At 64.1% G+C, this 16,549-nt stretch carries 12 protein-coding genes; 9 read left to right on the top strand and 3 right to left on the bottom strand.

Annotated features, from left to right (window positions below):
- Positions 1 to 11 precede the first annotated feature (11 nt).
- Positions 12 to 1,532: an exopolyphosphatase gene (gene ppx / locus BJF92_RS08695; RefSeq protein WP_075634370.1), complete on the top strand. Its 1,521-nt coding sequence runs from the start codon at positions 12 to 14 to the stop codon at positions 1,530 to 1,532.
- A gap of 112 nt (positions 1,533 to 1,644) precedes the next feature.
- On the opposite strand, the gene BJF92_RS08690 is transcribed toward ppx, so the two are convergent.
- Positions 1,645 to 3,015 carry an esterase-like activity of phytase family protein gene (locus BJF92_RS08690; RefSeq protein WP_075634369.1) on the bottom strand — a complete coding sequence of 457 codons (1,371 nt, stop codon included), beginning with the start codon at positions 3,013 to 3,015 and terminating at the stop codon, positions 1,645 to 1,647.
- A gap of 353 nt (positions 3,016 to 3,368) precedes the next feature.
- On the opposite strand from BJF92_RS08690, the gene BJF92_RS08685 reads away from it, so the two are divergent.
- From BJF92_RS08685 to BJF92_RS08675, 3 genes are all read left to right on the top strand, one after another.
- Positions 3,369 to 3,797: a CoA-binding protein gene (locus tag BJF92_RS08685; RefSeq protein ID WP_075634368.1), complete on the top strand. Its 429-nt coding sequence runs from the start codon at positions 3,369 to 3,371 to the stop codon at positions 3,795 to 3,797.
- Between the two features lie 171 nt (positions 3,798 to 3,968).
- The gene (locus tag BJF92_RS08680; protein ID WP_075634367.1) at positions 3,969 to 5,249 is read left to right on the top strand and encodes an O-acetylhomoserine aminocarboxypropyltransferase; all 1,281 of its coding nucleotides are present in this window, start codon (positions 3,969 to 3,971) and stop codon (positions 5,247 to 5,249) included.
- Between the two features lie 24 nt (positions 5,250 to 5,273).
- A complete protein-coding gene (locus BJF92_RS08675) occupies positions 5,274 to 5,627 on the top strand; it encodes a cupin domain-containing protein (protein WP_075634366.1) in 354 nt (117 codons plus the stop codon).
- 99 nt (positions 5,628 to 5,726) lie between these two features.
- On the opposite strand, the gene BJF92_RS08670 is transcribed toward BJF92_RS08675, so the two are convergent.
- Together BJF92_RS08670 and BJF92_RS08665 are read right to left on the bottom strand one after the other, a co-directional pair.
- Positions 5,727 to 6,749, bottom strand: coding sequence for an acyltransferase family protein (locus BJF92_RS08670; protein WP_075634365.1), 1,023 nt, complete (start codon positions 6,747 to 6,749; stop codon positions 5,727 to 5,729).
- A 247-nt stretch (positions 6,750 to 6,996) separates the two neighbouring features.
- Positions 6,997 to 8,244, bottom strand: coding sequence for a cytochrome P450 (locus BJF92_RS08665; protein WP_075634364.1), 1,248 nt, complete (start codon positions 8,242 to 8,244; stop codon positions 6,997 to 6,999).
- A gap of 152 nt (positions 8,245 to 8,396) precedes the next feature.
- On the opposite strand from BJF92_RS08665, the gene BJF92_RS08660 reads away from it, so the two are divergent.
- From BJF92_RS08660 to lon, 5 genes are all read left to right on the top strand, one after another.
- Positions 8,397 to 9,356 (top strand): endonuclease/exonuclease/phosphatase family protein, encoded by a 960-nt coding sequence (locus BJF92_RS08660; RefSeq protein ID WP_075634363.1) that lies wholly within the window; start codon positions 8,397 to 8,399, stop codon positions 9,354 to 9,356.
- A gap of 19 nt (positions 9,357 to 9,375) precedes the next feature.
- On the top strand, positions 9,376 to 10,935 hold the full coding sequence (locus tag BJF92_RS08655) for a phospholipase D family protein (protein WP_075634362.1): 1,560 nt from the start codon (positions 9,376 to 9,378) through the stop codon (positions 10,933 to 10,935).
- 161 nt (positions 10,936 to 11,096) lie between these two features.
- Complete coding sequence (clpP, locus tag BJF92_RS08650; protein ID WP_075634361.1) at positions 11,097 to 11,732, top strand: ATP-dependent Clp endopeptidase proteolytic subunit ClpP; 636 nt, start codon at positions 11,097 to 11,099, stop codon at positions 11,730 to 11,732.
- Positions 11,733 to 12,032: 300 nt separating this feature from the next.
- On the top strand, positions 12,033 to 13,310 hold the full coding sequence (gene clpX / locus BJF92_RS08645) for an ATP-dependent Clp protease ATP-binding subunit ClpX (RefSeq protein ID WP_075628927.1): 1,278 nt from the start codon (positions 12,033 to 12,035) through the stop codon (positions 13,308 to 13,310).
- A 501-nt stretch (positions 13,311 to 13,811) separates the two neighbouring features.
- Positions 13,812 to 16,232, top strand: coding sequence for an endopeptidase La (gene lon, locus BJF92_RS08640; RefSeq protein ID WP_075634360.1), 2,421 nt, complete (start codon positions 13,812 to 13,814; stop codon positions 16,230 to 16,232).
- Positions 16,233 to 16,549: the final 317 nt, after the last annotated feature.

The raw sequence follows: 16,549 nt of genomic DNA, 5'->3' as shown, positions 1-16,549 counted from the left end.
ATTGAGTCTGCATGGTGGAATCTGAAGCCCAGGGGCGCCTGCCGGGTATTGCCCCTGTCTCCGTTGTCGATATCGGCTCCAACTCGGTTCGACTGGTTGTTTACGAGGGACTGAACCGGAATCCCGCCGTGCTCTTCAACGAGAAGGTCATGTGCGGGCTCGGCAAGGGAATCGACGCGACGGGCCGCATGGACGAAGCAAGCGTGGAGCGCGCCATCGCGGCGCTCCATCGCTTCCGCGCGCTGTCGGTGCAGGCCCGCGCCCGGACCACTTTCGTGCTGGCGACCGCCGCCGCCCGCGATGCCTCCAACGGCCCGGATTTCATCCGCCGGGCAGAGGCGATCCTGCATCACTCCGTGCGGGTGCTGTCAGGCGAGGAAGAGGCCTATTATTCGGCGCTCGGCGTCATCAGCGGCTATCACGATCCTGATGGGATCGTCGGTGATCTCGGGGGCGGCTCGCTGGAACTGGTCGAGGTCAAGGGACCGGCGATCGGCAAGGGTATCACCCTGCCGCTGGGCGGCATCCGCCTGTCGGAACATTCCGGCGGATCGGTGACCAAGGCGCGCAGCTATGCCCGCCGCCACTTCAAGGACGCGGACGTTCTCAAAGTCGGGGAGGGGCGCACCTTCTATGCCGTCGGCGGCACTTGGCGCGCCATTGCCAAGCTGCATATGGAGCTGCGCGGCTACCCGCTGCACATGATGCAGGGCTATGAAATTCCCTTTGCGGAGGCGATGAGCTTCCTGTCGGAGGTGGCCGAGTCCAAGGATTCCAAGGAGCCGGCCTATGCGGCGATCTCCAAGAGCCGCCGCCTTCTGATCCCCTTCGGCGCGGTGACGCTGCAGGAGGCGATTGCGGCGGCCAAGCCCGCCCTCGTCTCCTTCTCCGCGCTCGGCGTGCGCGAGGGCTATCTCTACGCGCTTCTGTCGGAATCGATGCAGAAGGAAGACCCGCTGCTTGCCGCGGCAGAGGAACTGGCGATCCTGCGGGCGCGCTCGCCCGAACATGCCCGCGAGCTTGCGGCCTGGACCGGGCCGGCCATGCAGGCGCTGGGGCTCGACGAGACCGACGAGGAAAGCCGCTATCGCCAGGCTGCCTGCCTGCTGGCCGATATCAGCTGGCGCGCCCATCCGGATTATCGTGGCCTGCAGGCGCTGAATATCATCGCGCATTCGACCTTCAGCGGCATCAGCCATGCCGGCCGTGCCTATATTGCGCTCGCCAACTATTATCGCTTCGAAGGCGTGCGCGACGACGATGCCACCGGGCCGCTGGCCATGATCGCCACGCCGCGCATGATGCAGCGCGCACGGGTGCTCGGCGCCCTCCTGCGCGTTCTCTATCTCTTCTCCGCCTCCATGCCCGGCGTCGTGCGCGAACTGCGCCTCGAACCCTCGGCGAAGGAGGAGGGTGCGGTGGACTGGATCGTGCCCGCCGGCCTGCAGGATTTCGCCGGCGAGCGCCTGGACGGGAGGCTGCAGCAGCTGGCCAAGCTCACCGGCAAGAAGATCACGCTTCAGTTCCAATAGGGCTGTCAGATCCAAAGCAAAAGGCCGATGCGTTTTCCGCATCGGCCTTTTGCCTTGTGGCCGAACCCTCCTTGCGAGGAAGGTCCGGCGTGCCGGCGGCGTCCGGCGCGCCTTACTTGGCGGTCAGGAAATCACCCACGTCGAGCAGCACCATCTCATTGTCGTCGGCCTTGTCGATGAAACGGCCGATGGAGAAGGGCAGGTTGTTGTCGTTGCCGACCACGATGTGGGTCGCATCGACCACATCGACATTCTCGATGGTGACGAAGGGCATGGTGTAGATGCCGTCCTTGGTGCCCTGGCTGGCCTTCTTGTCCGGGTCGGCGATGTTCATCAGGTCGATATAGCCGATCTTGCGCACGGCCTTGCCGGCGTTCTCATCCGTCATCTCGATCTTGTAGACGCGCTTGTGCTTGGCCGGCTTCTCGAAGCAGTCGACCTGCGGCTTGGCCGGATCGGCGCAGGCCTTGTCGGCCGTGCCTTCGCCACCGTCGCGCTCCAGCACCAGGGCCGCGGTGCCGTCGATCATGTTGAAATCGCCGATATTGGTGCCGCCGGCCGAAAGCGGATAGAGCCAGCTGCGGCCGGTCCAGGCCTTGGCCTTGGTGTCGAATTCGGCAATGCGCAGCGCGTTCTGACCGTCCACCTGCTCGAACTTGCCCTCGCCGAGATAGAGTGGGCCTTCGAGAAGCGCGTAGAGCTTGGAGCCGTCCTTCGACATGGCCATGCCCTCGAAGCCGTTGGAGCGGCGCAGGTTGAAGCCGGCCGGCAGCGGCTTGGTCGGGTCGGAGGGCAGGGTCAGCGTCGGATTGTCGGGTGACATCACCGGCTTGCCCTCGATCGTGGTCGGATAGACGGCCTCAAGCTCACCCTTCAGATTGACCTTCATCAGATACGGGCCAAACTCCTCGCCGAGCCAGAAGCCGTCGGCCACCGGCTGGATCGATTCCAGGTCGAAATCGGAACCGGTCAGATAGCGCTTTTCCGCGCCTTCCATGACGATCGGGAAGGGGGCGATCTTGTTGGGGTCGGACAGGAAGATGGTCTCCATCCGGTCGAACTTGCCGCCGGCCCAGTCGAGCTTGACATGATGGAGCATCAGCATGGCGTCGACCGAATTCAGCTTGGTGCCGAAGCCATTGTCCGTCAGCGTCCAGAAGGTGCCGTCGGCCATGGTCTTGATGCCGGACAGGCCCTGAACCGCCTGACCGTCGAACGGCAGAGACAGGCCGGTCGGGTGAACGCCGTCCATGCCCGGAACGGTGCCGATGCCCTGGGCGCGCTTGCGATCCGGCGTCGTGAACTTGCCAGCCGTTTTCAGGGCCTCGGGCGCATCGGCCGGTGCGGGGATGACCGTATTGGCAGGCAGCACCACCTGGGCGGCGAGCTTGGCGGGGAAGGCCTTTTCCTCGGCATGGGCCGCAAGCGGGGCAACGCTCGCGGAAAGGGCGAAAATCAGGGCGGAAAGCAAACGTGCGTTCATGGATGTCACCTGAAACTGGGGAAGGAGCACGCCCCGTTGCTAGGATGGCACCATGACAGAACGGTCATGATCCGTTGACGGAACGATGAAATTCCGCAGAGAGCCGCGCTGGCGAAATGCCGGTTTTTTGTTCGCTTGGCGCGCAGCAGGGAATTCGAGAACCCGCTTTGCGCGATGTCGCCTGCTGCCATCAGGCCGGATCCAGCCGCAATTTTTGCCGCCGCCTCTGGACAGAGGGCGGCGCCCGCGCTCGATATAGGTATTCCCGGGGCGGCCCTGCAGCGCCCCGGCAAGGCCGATTTCCGGGCCGTGACGTAACGACCCGAAAGAGCGGCCAAAGGGAGGAGACGCGGATGAACCACGATCATTACAGCGACGCGCAGCTCGCGCGCATTCTCGGGGACAGCAAGGTGATCGCGCTTGTCGGTGCCTCGCCCAATGCGGCGCGGCCGAGCCATGGTGTCATGGCTTTTCTCCTGTCGCGCGGCTACCGCGTCATTCCCGTCAATCCGGGGCAGGCAGGCAAGACCATCCTCGGCCAGACCGTCGCCGCCCGCCTTGCCGATATTGCCGAGCCGGTGGACATGGTCGATGTCTTCCGCGCGGCCGACCAGCTGGACGGCGTGGTGGAGGAGGCGCTTGCCATGGTGCCGCGTCCGAAGGTGATCTGGGGTCAGCTCTCGGTGCGCGACGATCAGGCCGCGGCCAGGGCGGAGGCGGGCGGCATCGAGGTGGTGATGAACCGCTGCCCGGCCATCGAAATTCCACGTCTCGGGCTTTGAACCCTTCGCCCGACGACGGATGCCGGCCGGGAGAATAATCATCCTCTCGGGCTCGGCCTGCGCGGCGTGCTTTGCGTGCGGCCTGTGGATCGCGGGCAAAAGCCGCTTTGACCGGCGCCTGTCCGCCGGGCCATGATGCCGGGAGAAACAGGCCAAGCAGGAGGAAACATCATGGCAGGCAATCCGGGGTTCAACACGCTGGCCGTCCATGCCGGCGCTCAGCCCGATCCGACCACGGGCGCGCGGGCGACGCCGATCTATCAGACGACCAGCTTCGTCTTCGAGGATACCGATCAGGCCGCCGCGCTCTTCGGCCTGCAGGCCGCCGGCAATATCTATACCCGCATCACCAACCCGACCCAGGCGGTGCTGGAGGAGCGGGTGGCAGCTTTGGAAGGCGGCACGGCCGCGCTTGCCGTGGCGTCGGGCCATGCCGCCCAGTTGCTCGTGTTCCATACGATCCTGCGTCCGGGCGACAATTTCGTTGCCGCCAGAAAGCTTTACGGCGGTTCGATCAACCAGTTCGCCCATTCCTTTAAGTCCTTCGACTGGCAGGTGCGCTGGGCCGATACCGATCACCCGGAGAGCTTCGAGGCCGAGATCGACGACCGCACCCGGGCGATCTTCATCGAGAGTCTCGCCAATCCCGGCGGCACCTTCGTGGATATCGCCGCCATTGCCGAGATCGCCCACCGCCACGGCCTGCCGCTCATCGTCGACAACACCATGGCCACGCCCTATCTCGTGCGCCCGCTGGAGCACGGCGCCGACATCGTCGTGCATTCGCTGACCAAGTTCATGGGCGGCCATGGCAATTCCATGGGCGGAATCCTGGTGGATGGCGGCACCTTCGACTGGGCGGCCTCGGGCAATTATCCGGCACTCAGCGAGCCCCGGCCCGAATATGCCGGCCTCGTGCTGTCGCAGGCCTTCGGCAATGTCTCCTTCGCCATCGCCGCCCGGGTGCTGGGCCTGCGCGATTTCGGCCCGGCGATCTCGCCCTTCAACGCCTTCATGATCCTCACCGGCATCGAGACGCTGCCGCTGCGCATGCAGCGCCATTGCGACAATGCCCGCGAGGTCGCCCGCTGGCTGAAGCAACATCCCAAGGTGGCCTGGGTGCGCTATTCCGGGCTGGAGGACGATGCGAACCATGCGCTGCAGCAGCGTTACGCGCCGCAGGGCGCCGGCGCCGTCTTCACATTCGGGCTCAAGGATGGCTACGACGCCGGCAAGCGCTTCGTCGAAGGGCTGGAAATGCTCTCCCACCTCGCCAATATCGGCGACACCCGGTCGCTGGTCATCCATCCCGCCTCCACCACCCACCGGCAGCTGACGCCGGAGCAGCAGGCGGCGGCGGGCGCCGGCCCGGAAGTGGTGCGCCTGTCGATCGGCATCGAGGATGTCGCCGACATCATCGCCGATCTCCAGCAGGCTTTGGACAAGGCATGAGGCGACGACTGTGAGGAGATTGGCATGAGTATCCCGTCACTCGGCTTCACCTTCGATCCCGGCAGCGTCGCGCCTGATGTCGGCGCGCCGGCGGCCGACCGCATCGTCTCGGGCGACCCGCAATTTCGCACCTGGAACCTGGAGGAGGCCGAAGGCGGCCTCTATGCCGGGATCTGGGAGGCGACGCCGGGCGCCTGGCGGATCGTCTATGAGGAGTGGGAGTATTTCCACATCCTCTCGGGCCATTCCCGCGTGATCTCGGAGGACGGAACCGTCTTCGAGCTGAAGGCTGGCGACAGCATGATCCTGCGCCCCGGGTTCAAGGGGATCTGGGAGGTGATCGAGACCACGCGGAAGGATTATGTGATCCGGATCTGACGACCACCGCTTGCGCGCGAACGGCTTTTTGCTCAGGCTGGGCGCGCGCCTGCAGAACGGACCGAATGCGTGCTTATCGTTCGAGCGGTGGCCGATCCGTCAAGCAGGCAGCTGGCGCTTGCGCAACAGGCGACGGTTGAACAGCCGGATCAACGGCTTTTCGACCAGGAGGTGGACGGCGATGCCGAAAACGATCGATCCGGCGAGGCCCGTTGCCAGGAGGATGATGAACTGGGGCGGCCCCGACAGGGGAAGATGCTGGACCAGCACCACCACGATGCGGATGATCAGAAAATGCGAGAGGTAGATCGCATAGCTCGCATCGCCGATCAGGCGCAGGAGCCGAACCTCGCCCAGGCGCCTGTGGTGTTCTAAGGCGACGAAGCCGAGCGTTAGGCCGATGGCAGGCAACAGATGCAGCATGCTTCCCGAAAGCCAGTCGATGGCCAGCACGGCCGGTGCGCTGATGAAGAGCAGCAGAGCTGCAGCCTTAGGCAGCCGTCCAAGGCGCTCGCCATAGGCGATGAGCAGACCGGCGCCGAACAGCAAAATCAACGGATTGGTATAGGTCAGCGCAAGCGGGGAATGAAGGGGCGACAGGAGAGCGCCGAGCGCGACCAGTAGCACCAGAAGCACGAGCAGAATGCCGAGCCGGTAGGCGCCGAAGGCGGCCGTCACCGCAAACAGCGCGTAAAAGAACATCTCGTAATTCAGGCTCCATCCGGGAATAAGATAGGGCAGGACCTGATCTGTGAGCAGCGGATGAAAATGCGGGATGAACAGGAAGCTCTTCACGATCGTCTCGAGCGATGCCGCCTGATAGGCCACGCCATGCGACACCGCATCGATGGCGATGTAGCCGGCAGTCGCCAGCCAGTAGAGCGGCACCACACGGATGATCCTTCGCCGGACGAATTCACCCACCGGCTCCTGCCGCGCAGCGGTATAGATGACGAAACCACTGATGACGAAGAAGATTTCGACGCCATAGGCGCCGAAGGAAAAATTCTCGAACGGATTATAAAGCCACGGCTTGGGGTCGCGCAGATGGTGGAACACGACCATGAGGGCTGCGATCGCGCGCAGATACTGTATCGACAGATAACGAGGCTTGGCCGTCATCAGCGCATCGCTCCCTGAATGCGAACTTCAAAAAAAGCAGCCGTCGACGAGGCATATGTCGCAAGCCGGAAAAAGCATCAGATTGGACTATTCGGCGATCGGTATGCTTGTCAATTCTAATGTTGCACTGCACATTCTTTGTCGAAAGCTAACCGGCCGCCATTTTCGTGCTGTGGAGGGCGGTTTCAAGGGGGCTTGCTTCGAATGAGGCGCGACCGCTGAGAATGCTGCGGCCGCCTCGGCACTCTCACCAGACCAGCTCGACACGCTCCAGCCCATGGAAATGGAAGCTGTCCTTGACCTCCGGCATGGCCTTCAGACGCAGGTTGGGCAGGTGCTGGAACAGGATCGGCAGGGAAATCTTTAGCTCCAGCCGGGCGAGCGGCGCGCCGATGCAGAAATGGATGCCGGCGCCGAAAGAAAGGTTCGCGCCCTCGTCGCGGGTCGGACGGAAGGCCATGGGGTCGGTGAAGCGGGTCGGATCGACATTGGCCGCACCGAGCAGGAGGCCGATGCGCTCGCCGCGCTTGATCGTGATGCCGCCGTCCAGCGTGACGTCCTCGAGCGCGATGCGCTGGAACAGATGCAAGGGAGCGGCACGGCGCAGACATTCCTCCACCGTCAGCGTGGTCGCCCTGTCATCGGCGAAGAGCGCCGCGGGGTCGGCGCCCTGCGACAGGATCAGCGCGACCGCATTGCCGATCTGGTGCACCGTCGCCTCATGCCCGGCATTGAGCAGCAGCGCAGCGGTGGAGATCAGTTCCTCCTCGCTCAGCGTCTGGCCGTCGCGATCGGCGGTGATCATCTGGGTCAGCAGGTCGTCGGCCGGGTTCTTGCGCTTCCAGTCGATGATGTCGGCCAGATAGGCGCCGAAGTCGGCGGAGGCCTGGTTGGCGTCGTCTTCCGTCTCGCGCGTCGGCCGCGCCATATACATGCGCACCATCCGGTGCGACCAGTCGAGCAGCCTGGGCGCTGCCTCCTGCGGCACGCCGAGCATTTCCGCGATGATGGTGACGGGGATCACTTCGGCATAGGACGTCAGCAGTTCCGTCTCGCCTTTGTCGGCGAAACCGTCGATCAGCGCGTGCGAGAGCGCCGTGATGCGCGGCGTCAGCCTGTCGATCTGGCGCGAGACGAAGGCGCGGTTGACCAGCGTCCTCAGCCGCGTATGTGCCGGCGGCTCCAGTTCCAGGAGCGAGAAGGATTCGATCCGGTCGAAATCGGCCAGATGCGGCTGCGGCTCGGGCAGGCCCAGCTCCTGTCGGCTGGCCACATGCAGGATCTGCCGGCCGAAGCGCCGGTCGCGCAGCAGCGCGTTGACATCGGCATAGGACGCGAAGAACCACTTGCCTTCCTCCTCCCAGAAGAAGCGCGGCGCCTGCGCATGCAGCGCCGCATAGCTTGCCCAGGGGTCGGTGAAGAAGCGGGGATCATGCAGATCGAGCGAAACGGACGGGTGGTCGGCGGCAAGGCGGAAGGGCGGATCGAATGGCATGTGCGCAGGCGCTTTCTCGGCGTGCAGAGATGGAGGCGGAAGGTGGAGAGGCGCAGACGACAGGCAGCCGCTTCCTGAGCAACACCGCCTTGCCTCGCCGCCCGGATGGTCTATCTCTTTGCTGCGTGAATGGAAAGCCGCCGAGCCCGCCGATGCCCTCCGAGCCGAAGACCTCGTCCCTCAAGCGGACGCCGCCCAAGACCCTTCGCCAGGGCCTGATCCAGGCCATCCGCGCGCGGCGTGTCCCGCTGGCCGGGCGGGAGGCCGTGGAAGCCAAGGGCGATCTGGTGATCGCTTCCTACAACATTCACAAATGCGTGGGCGTGGACAAGCGCTTCGATCCCGGCCGCATCATCGACGTGATCTGCGAGCTGGACGCCGATATCATCGCTCTGCAGGAAGCGGACCAGCGCTTCGGCGAGCGGGCCGGCCTGCTCGACATGGAGCGTCTGCGGCGCGACTGCCATCTCGTTCCGGTGCCGATCGCTGCCTTCTCGCCCAAGGGCCACGGCTGGCACGGCAATGTGCTGCTCTTTCGTGAGGGGGTGGTGGGGCGCGTGGAGCAGCTGAAGCTGCCGGGCGTGGAGCCGCGCGGCGCGCTGATGGTCGATCTCGACCTGAAACTCGGCCCCTTGCGCATCATCGCCGCGCATTTCGGCCTGCTACGCCACTCGCGCGGGCAGCAGGCGCGGGCGATCCTGGCGGCGCTCTCGGCGGGGGACGCGCGGCCGACGCTGCTGATCGGCGATCTCAACGAATGGCGGATCGGTTCCAGTTCGGCGCTCAGCATGCTGGACCCGGTCTTCGACCATTCGATCTCGGTGGTGCCAAGCTTTCCGTCGCGCTTTCCGCTGCTGGCGCTCGATCGCGTGATGGGCAGCCCGCATACGCTCGTCACCCATGTCGAGGCGCATCACTCGCCGCTCTCGCGCATCGCCTCCGATCATCTGCCGTTGAAAGCCCATATCGATCTCGCCGCCGCGCTGCACTCGCTCGGCATATCGCCTCTGCCGCAGGTCGGGCCGATTGACGCGGCGGCGCCCGAGGCGGACGCGGCGGAAGAGCGGCAAGAGGCGCGCGGCGGGCAGGCTCCGCAGGCGGGGTCGCGGTGAGGCAGACAGGGGCGCGGCGATGCTGACGATCCTGCTGGTGCTTGGCGGCGCCCTGCTCGCCCTCGTGGCCCTTTCCTCAATCTATGCCTGGGGACGGTTCGGCCGGCGTCCGCAGGGCGCGCCCGCCCGAGCTCTGCCACCGCTTGACGGGCAGACGGAGATCGACCGCCGGGCGGCGCCGATGCGCGCGGCGCATGCCGGGCAGAACGGCGTGGCACTGCTGTCCGACAATATCGACGCCTTCGCTGCCCGCGCGCTCTCGGCCCGGCGCGCCGGGCGCAGCCTCGATCTGCAATATTACTACTGGCGCAAGGATCTCACCGGCCGCCTTCTCGCGGCGGAGGTGCTGGCGGCGGCCGATCGCGGCGTGAAGGTGCGCCTGCTGCTCGACGACATCAATGCCGGCCTGCACGATGCCTTCTGCCTGTCGCTCGATGCGCATGAGAATATCGAGGTGCGGCTGTTCAATCCCAGCCGCGCCCGCACCGACCGGCTGAAGCGCGGCCTGGAAATGATGGCGCGTCCGCTGAGCGCCACCCGACGCATGCACAACAAGGCCTGGATCGCTGACGGGCGCATCGCCATCGCCGGCGGCCGTAACATCGGCGACGCCTATTTCGATGCGGCCGAGCAGTCCAATTTCCGCGATCTCGACATGTGGATGCTGGGCGAGATCGCCGGCCAGGCCTCCGAGATCTTTGACGCCTATTGGAACAGCCCGATGGTGCTGCCGATCGGCGCGCTGCGCACCCCGCGGCGCCACTATCTCCCGCGGCTGCGCCGCAAGCTCGCCCGAATTGCCAATGGCAGCGCGGCCCGGCCCTATCTCGACCATCTCGACCGGCTGGCGGGGGAGGAGGGGCTGTTTCACGGCACCGGTCCGCTGCGCTGGACCGGAGAGCTGCGCATGGTCGCCGATCCCCCGGAAAAGGCGCATATGGGCCGGCGGCAGAACTGGCTGATGGAAGTGCTGATGCCCGTGATCCATGACACTGAGCGGCATCTGCGCATTATCTCGCCCTATTTCATTCCCGGCGCGAACGGGGTGAAGGCGCTTGGCGCGCTCACAGAGCGCGGGGCCGAGGTGGCGGTGCTGACCAATTCGCTGGCCGCCACAGACGTCGCCGCCGTGCATGGCGCCTATGCCAACTATCGACGTCGACTGCTGTCCATCGGGGTGCGGCTCTACGAGCTGAAGGCGGAGCGCGAGCCGAGCGAGACCGCGCGCCTCTCGCTGTTCGGCTCCCGGTCCGCCAGCCTGCACACCAAGGCCTTCACCATAGACGGGCGCACCGGCTTCGTCGGCTCGATGAATTTCGACCCGCGCTCGGCCTCGCTCAACACGGAAATGGGCGTGCTGATCACCTGTCCGGCGCTGATCGCCGATATCGACGCCATCTTCACCGAGGAGACGGCGCCCGCCAACAGCTTCCGCCTGAGCCTTGAGGGGCGTCGGCTTGTGTGGAGCGACGAGCGCGCCCACCATGCCCGCCGGCTCAGGCGAGAGCCGGAAGCGGGCTTCTGGCGCTGGCTCACCGCGACGGTCATCGGCGTGCTGCCGGTCGAATCACAGCTTTGACCGTCGGCGCGGGGACAGGTGGCGCTCCGGTCAAGGGTGGTTAAGGTTATAAGACGGTGGCGTCTTGAAGTGGGCCTATGAGGCCCTTTATGTAGAAGAGGAGACACATTCATGATTCCCGGCGCGTGAACCGGTCGCGCGCATCATTGACAAGGCTAGACATGAGAAATCCCGTTGATACCGCAATGGCCCTGGTGCCGATGGTCGTCGAGCAGACCAACCGCGGCGAACGCTCCTACGACATCTATTCCCGCCTCCTGAAAGAGCGGATCATCTTCCTGACTGGACCGGTGGAAGATCATATGTCGACGCTGGTCTGCGCCCAGCTCCTGTTCCTGGAAGCGGAAAATCCGAAGAAGGAAATCGCGCTCTACATCAATTCGCCCGGCGGCGTCGTCACGGCCGGCATGGCGATCTACGACACCATGCAGTTCATCAAGCCGGCGGTCTCCACGCTGTGCATCGGCCAGGCAGCCTCCATGGGCTCGCTGCTTCTGGCGGCCGGCCACAAGGACATGCGCTTTGCCCTGCCGAGCGCCCGCATCATGGTCCACCAGCCTTCCGGCGGCTTCCAGGGCCAGGCGTCCGACATCGAGCGCCACGCACGCGACATCATCAAGATGAAGCGCCGGCTCAATGACGTTTACGTGAAGCACTGCGGCCGGACCTATGAAGAGGTTGAACAGACGCTCGATCGCGACCACTTCATGACGGCAGACGAAGCACAGGCCTGGGGGCTTGTGGATAAGGTCATCACATCGCGCGAAGCGATGGAAGCGGCGCCGCCGGCGGCCTGATTGCGATGCTTTGTTCGCGGATAGATGCAATTGTGACACAATTGTAAGCCTCAAAGGGCTTTATCCGCGAGCCAAAGCGGCTAATATCCGCCGTTAATGCTATGTTGAATGTCTGTTCCTAGCATTCGGTTTCGGTGGGAGAATCGTTGCCGCCGGACTCGGACCTCGCGTTTGATGCCGGTTCGTACTCCCGAGGCCCTGTTCGCTGATGCCCGGCATTGCGGGCGTCAGTCTTCGGAGCGGTTTGAGTGGTCCGCGGCGCCTCCTTGAGGGCGTCGGGCGTGCTGGAAGGAATTTGAAATGAGCAAGGTCAGCGGCAGCAACGGCGGCGACTCCAAGAATACTCTTTATTGTTCGTTCTGCGGCAAGAGCCAGCATGAAGTGCGCAAGCTCATTGCCGGGCCGACGGTGTTCATCTGCGACGAATGCGTCGAGCTTTGCATGGACATCATCCGCGAGGAGAACAAGACCTCGATGGTGAAATCCCGCGATGGTGTTCCCACGCCGCAGGAGATCATCAAGGTCCTTGACGAATATGTCATCGGCCAGCAGCAGGCCAAGCGCATCCTGTCGGTTGCGGTGCATAACCATTACAAGCGTCTCGCCCATGCCTCCAAGGGCTCCGACGTCGAACTGGCGAAGTCGAACATCATGCTGGTTGGCCCGACCGGCTGCGGCAAGACCTATCTTGCCCAGACGCTCGCCCGCATCATCGACGTTCCCTTCACCATGGCCGACGCGACGACGCTGACCGAGGCCGGCTATGTCGGTGAGGACGTCGAGAATATCATCCTGAAGCTCCTGCAGGCCGCTGACTACAATGTCGAGCGGGCCCAGCGCGGCATCGTCTATATCGACGAGGTCGACAAGATCTCGCGCAAGTCCGACAACCCCTCGATCACCAGGGACGTTTCGGGCGAGGGCGTGCAGCAGGCGCTGCTGAAGATCATGGAAGGCACGGTCGCTTCCGTTCCGCCGCAGGGCGGGCGCAAGCATCCGCAGCAGGAATTCCTGCAGGTTGACACGACCAACATCCTGTTTATCTGCGGCGGCGCCTTTGCCGGCCTCGACAAGATCATCTCCGCCCGTGGCGAAAAGACCTCGATCGGCTTCGGTGCTGCCGTGCGCGCGCCGGAAGATCGCCGCGTCGGCGAAGTCCTGCGCGAGCTGGAGCCGGAAGATCTGGTGAAGTTCGGCCTGATCCCGGAATTCATCGGCCGTCTGCCGGTTCTGGCGACGTTGGAAGACCTGGACGAGGAAGCGCTGATCCAGATCCTGTCCGAGCCGAAGAACGCGCTGATCAAGCAGTATCAGCGCCTGTTCGAGATGGAAGATGTCGAACTGACCTTCCATGAGGACGCCCTGCGCGAGATTGCCCGCAAGGCGATCGTGCGCAAGACCGGCGCCCGCGGCCTGCGCTCGATCATGGAGAAGATCCTGCTCGACACCATGTTCGAGCTGCCGACGCTGGAAGGCGTTCGCGAGGTGGTCATCTCCGACGAAGTCGTCAAGGGCTCTGCCCGCCCGCTCTATATCTATTCGGAGCGGACCGACGAAAAGGCGAATGTTTCGGCCTGATCCTGATATCGCGATCCCGTCGAAAGGCCCGCCCTCGTGCGGGCCTTTTCATTTGGTACGCTGGCAGAAACGAATCGGCGATCGATGCATCTGCCAACTCTGCGATGTCTGCGGCGCCGGATGGCGTGCCCGTGCCGCTCACCGGCGTGCCCCGACCGCCTCTAGACTGCGTCAAGGCAGCGCCCCTAAAATGAATGGTTGCGCAAACGCTTGGGCAGCGCGATGATGTCGCGACCCCTGATGTTATGCGTCTGCGCGGCGGTCTTTGGCGGAACGATTCGACCGAGCGCGCCGGACTGGCAAGCCTGAGGCACGTTCGCTGCCGTCTAATCGGGGCTTGGATCAAAGCCTTGATCGCCAGATGGCGAGGACTGGCGAAGAGCGGGCCCGAGGGTTGAAAGCCAGCTCTCGAAACGCCATTTCTGCTGAGAAAGTCGAGAACCCGGCGCACCTTGAATGCGCTGCGGCAATGGCCCGGAAACGGGTCGGAAAGGAACTGAAATGACGAAAAAGACGTCTCCGGCGACCGATAGCGCGACATACCCGGTGTTGCCGCTGCGCGATATCGTGGTCTTTCCGCATATGATCGTTCCGCTCTTTGTCGGACGCGAGAAGTCGATCCGCGCGCTGGAAGAGGTCATGGGCACGGACAAGCAGATCATGCTCGCCACCCAGATCAATGCCAGTGACGACGATCCGGAACCCTCGGCCATCTATCAGGTCGGCACGATCGCCAATGTCCTGCAACTGCTCAAGCTGCCCGATGGGACGGTGAAGGTGCTGGTCGAAGGCCGCGCCCGCGCCGAGATCGATGGCTATACGCGTCGCGAGGAATTCTACGAGGCGCTGGCCCATGCCCTGGAAGAGCCGGCCGAGGATCCGGTGGAGATCGAAGCGCTCAGCCGCTCGGTCGTCTCCGAATTCGAGAGCTATGTGAAGCTCAACAAGAAGATCTCGCCCGAGGTGGTCGGCGCCGCGAGCCAGATCGAGGACTATTCCAAGCTCGCTGACACGGTCGCGTCCCATCTGTCGATCAAGATCGTCGAAAAGCAGGAAATGCTGGAGACGACCAGCGTCAAGCTGCGCCTTGAAAAGGCGCTCGGCTTCATGGAAGGTGAGATCTCCGTCCTCCAGGTTGAGAAGCGCATCCGCTCGCGCGTCAAGCGCCAGATGGAGAAGACCCAGCGCGAATATTACCTGAACGAGCAGATGAAGGCGATCCAGAAGGAGCTCGGCGACGGCGAGGAAGGCCGCGACGAGATGGCCGAGCTGGAAGATCGCATCAACAAGGCCAAGCTGTCCAAGGAGGCCCGTGAAAAGGCCGAGGGCGAGCTGAAGAAGCTGCGTCAGATGAGCCCGATGTCGGCAGAAGCCACCGTCGTGCGGAATTATCTCGACTGGCTGACCGGCATTCCCTGGGGCAAGAAGTCCAAGGTCAAGACCGATCTCAACAATGCCGAGAAGGTTCTGGACGAGGATCATTTCGGCCTCGACAAGGTCAAGGAACGGATCGTCGAATATCTCGCCGTGCAGGCACGCTCGGCCAAGATCAAGGGTCCGATCCTGTGCCTCGTTGGCCCTCCGGGTGTCGGCAAGACCTCGCTCGCCCGCTCGATCGCCAAGGCCACGGGACGTGAATATGTCCGCATGGCGCTGGGCGGCGTGCGTGACGAGGCCGAGATCCGCGGCCACCGCCGGACCTATATCGGCTCGATGCCCGGCAAGGTCATCCAGTCGATGAAGAAGGCCAAGCGCTCCAATCCGCTCTTCCTGCTCGATGAGATCGACAAGATGGGCCAGGATTTCCGCGGCGATCCGTCTTCCGCTCTGCTTGAGGTGCTGGATCCGGAACAGAACGCCACCTTCATGGACCACTATCTGGAGGTCGAGTACGATCTGTCGAACGTGATGTTCATCACGACGGCGAACACGCTCAACATCCCGGCTCCGCTGATGGACCGCATGGAAGTGATCCGCATCGCAGGCTATACCGAAGAGGAAAAGCTGGAGATCGCCCGACGGCACCTTCTGCCCAAGGCGGTGGCGGACCATGCGCTGCAGGCGAAGGAGTTCGCGGTGACCGACGACGCCCTGCGCGCCGTGATCCAGACCTATACCCGTGAAGCCGGTGTGCGCTCCTTCGAGCGCGAGCTGATGAAGCTCGCCCGCAAGGCCGTCACCGAGATCCTCAAGGGCAAGGCCGAGCGGGTCGAGGTGACGGGCGCCAATATTGCCGACTATCTCGGTGTGCCGCGCTATCGCCATGGCGAGGCCGAGCGCACCGATCAGGTCGGCGTTGTCACGGGTCTGGCCTGGACGGAAGTGGGCGGCGAGCTGCTGACCATCGAAGGCGTGATGATGCCCGGCAAGGGCCGCATGACGGTGACGGGCAATCTGAAGGACGTGATGAAGGAATCGATCTCGGCGGCGGCGTCCTACGTCCGCTCCCGCGCCATCGATTTCGGCATCGAGCCGCCGATGTTCGAGAAGAACGACATCCACGTGCACGTTCCCGAAGGCGCGACCCCGAAGGACGGCCCCTCGGCCGGCGTTGCCATGGCCACCGCCATCGTCTCGATCATGACCGGCATTCCAGTCAACAAGGATGTGGCGATGACCGGCGAGATCACGCTGCGCGGCCGTGTCCTGCCGATCGGCGGCCTGAAGGAAAAGCTCCTGGCGGCCCTGCGCGGCGGGATCAAGAAGGTGCTGATCCCGGAAGAGAACGCCAAGGACCTGGCCGACATTCCGGACAATGTGAAGAACAGCCTGGAAATCGTGCCCGTCTCGATGATCGGCGAGGTGCTGCAGCATGCACTGACGCGCCAGCCGGAAGCCATCGAATGGGATGCGGCCAAGCAGGCGGCCTCGATGAAGCCGGTTGCCGAGGTGGACGAGGCGTCGTCGAGCTTCGCGCACTGATAGAGATCAGGCGGGGCTCTCCCGCCTGATCTCACGGCTTTTTTTGTGAAAGACCGGCCAAAGGCCGGTCTTTTTCACGTTTATGGGCCGCAAACCCTTGCATTCCCGGGCATTCGGAGTGAATGGGTTGCCAAGACGGACGGTTTGCCGATGCGCGCCGCCCGCCTTCGTGACGGTGTCCGGCGTCGTGTCAGCGCCGGGGTCCGCCAAAGGGCGATTGCCCGTGACTGGTGCAGCGGCTGACCGATCTCTTTTAGGATTCGGTCATTTTCGCCGCGCGATCAAAATCGTTTCGAACCGAGTGAAAGGGTGGAAAC

Origin of the sequence: Xaviernesmea rhizosphaerae, assembly GCF_001938945.1 — a bacterium.
GTDB classification, from domain to species: Bacteria; Pseudomonadota; Alphaproteobacteria; order Rhizobiales; family Rhizobiaceae; genus Xaviernesmea; species Xaviernesmea rhizosphaerae.
Note: the sequence above shows the minus strand (reverse complement) of the source record. Positions and strands in the feature narration are given on the sequence as shown.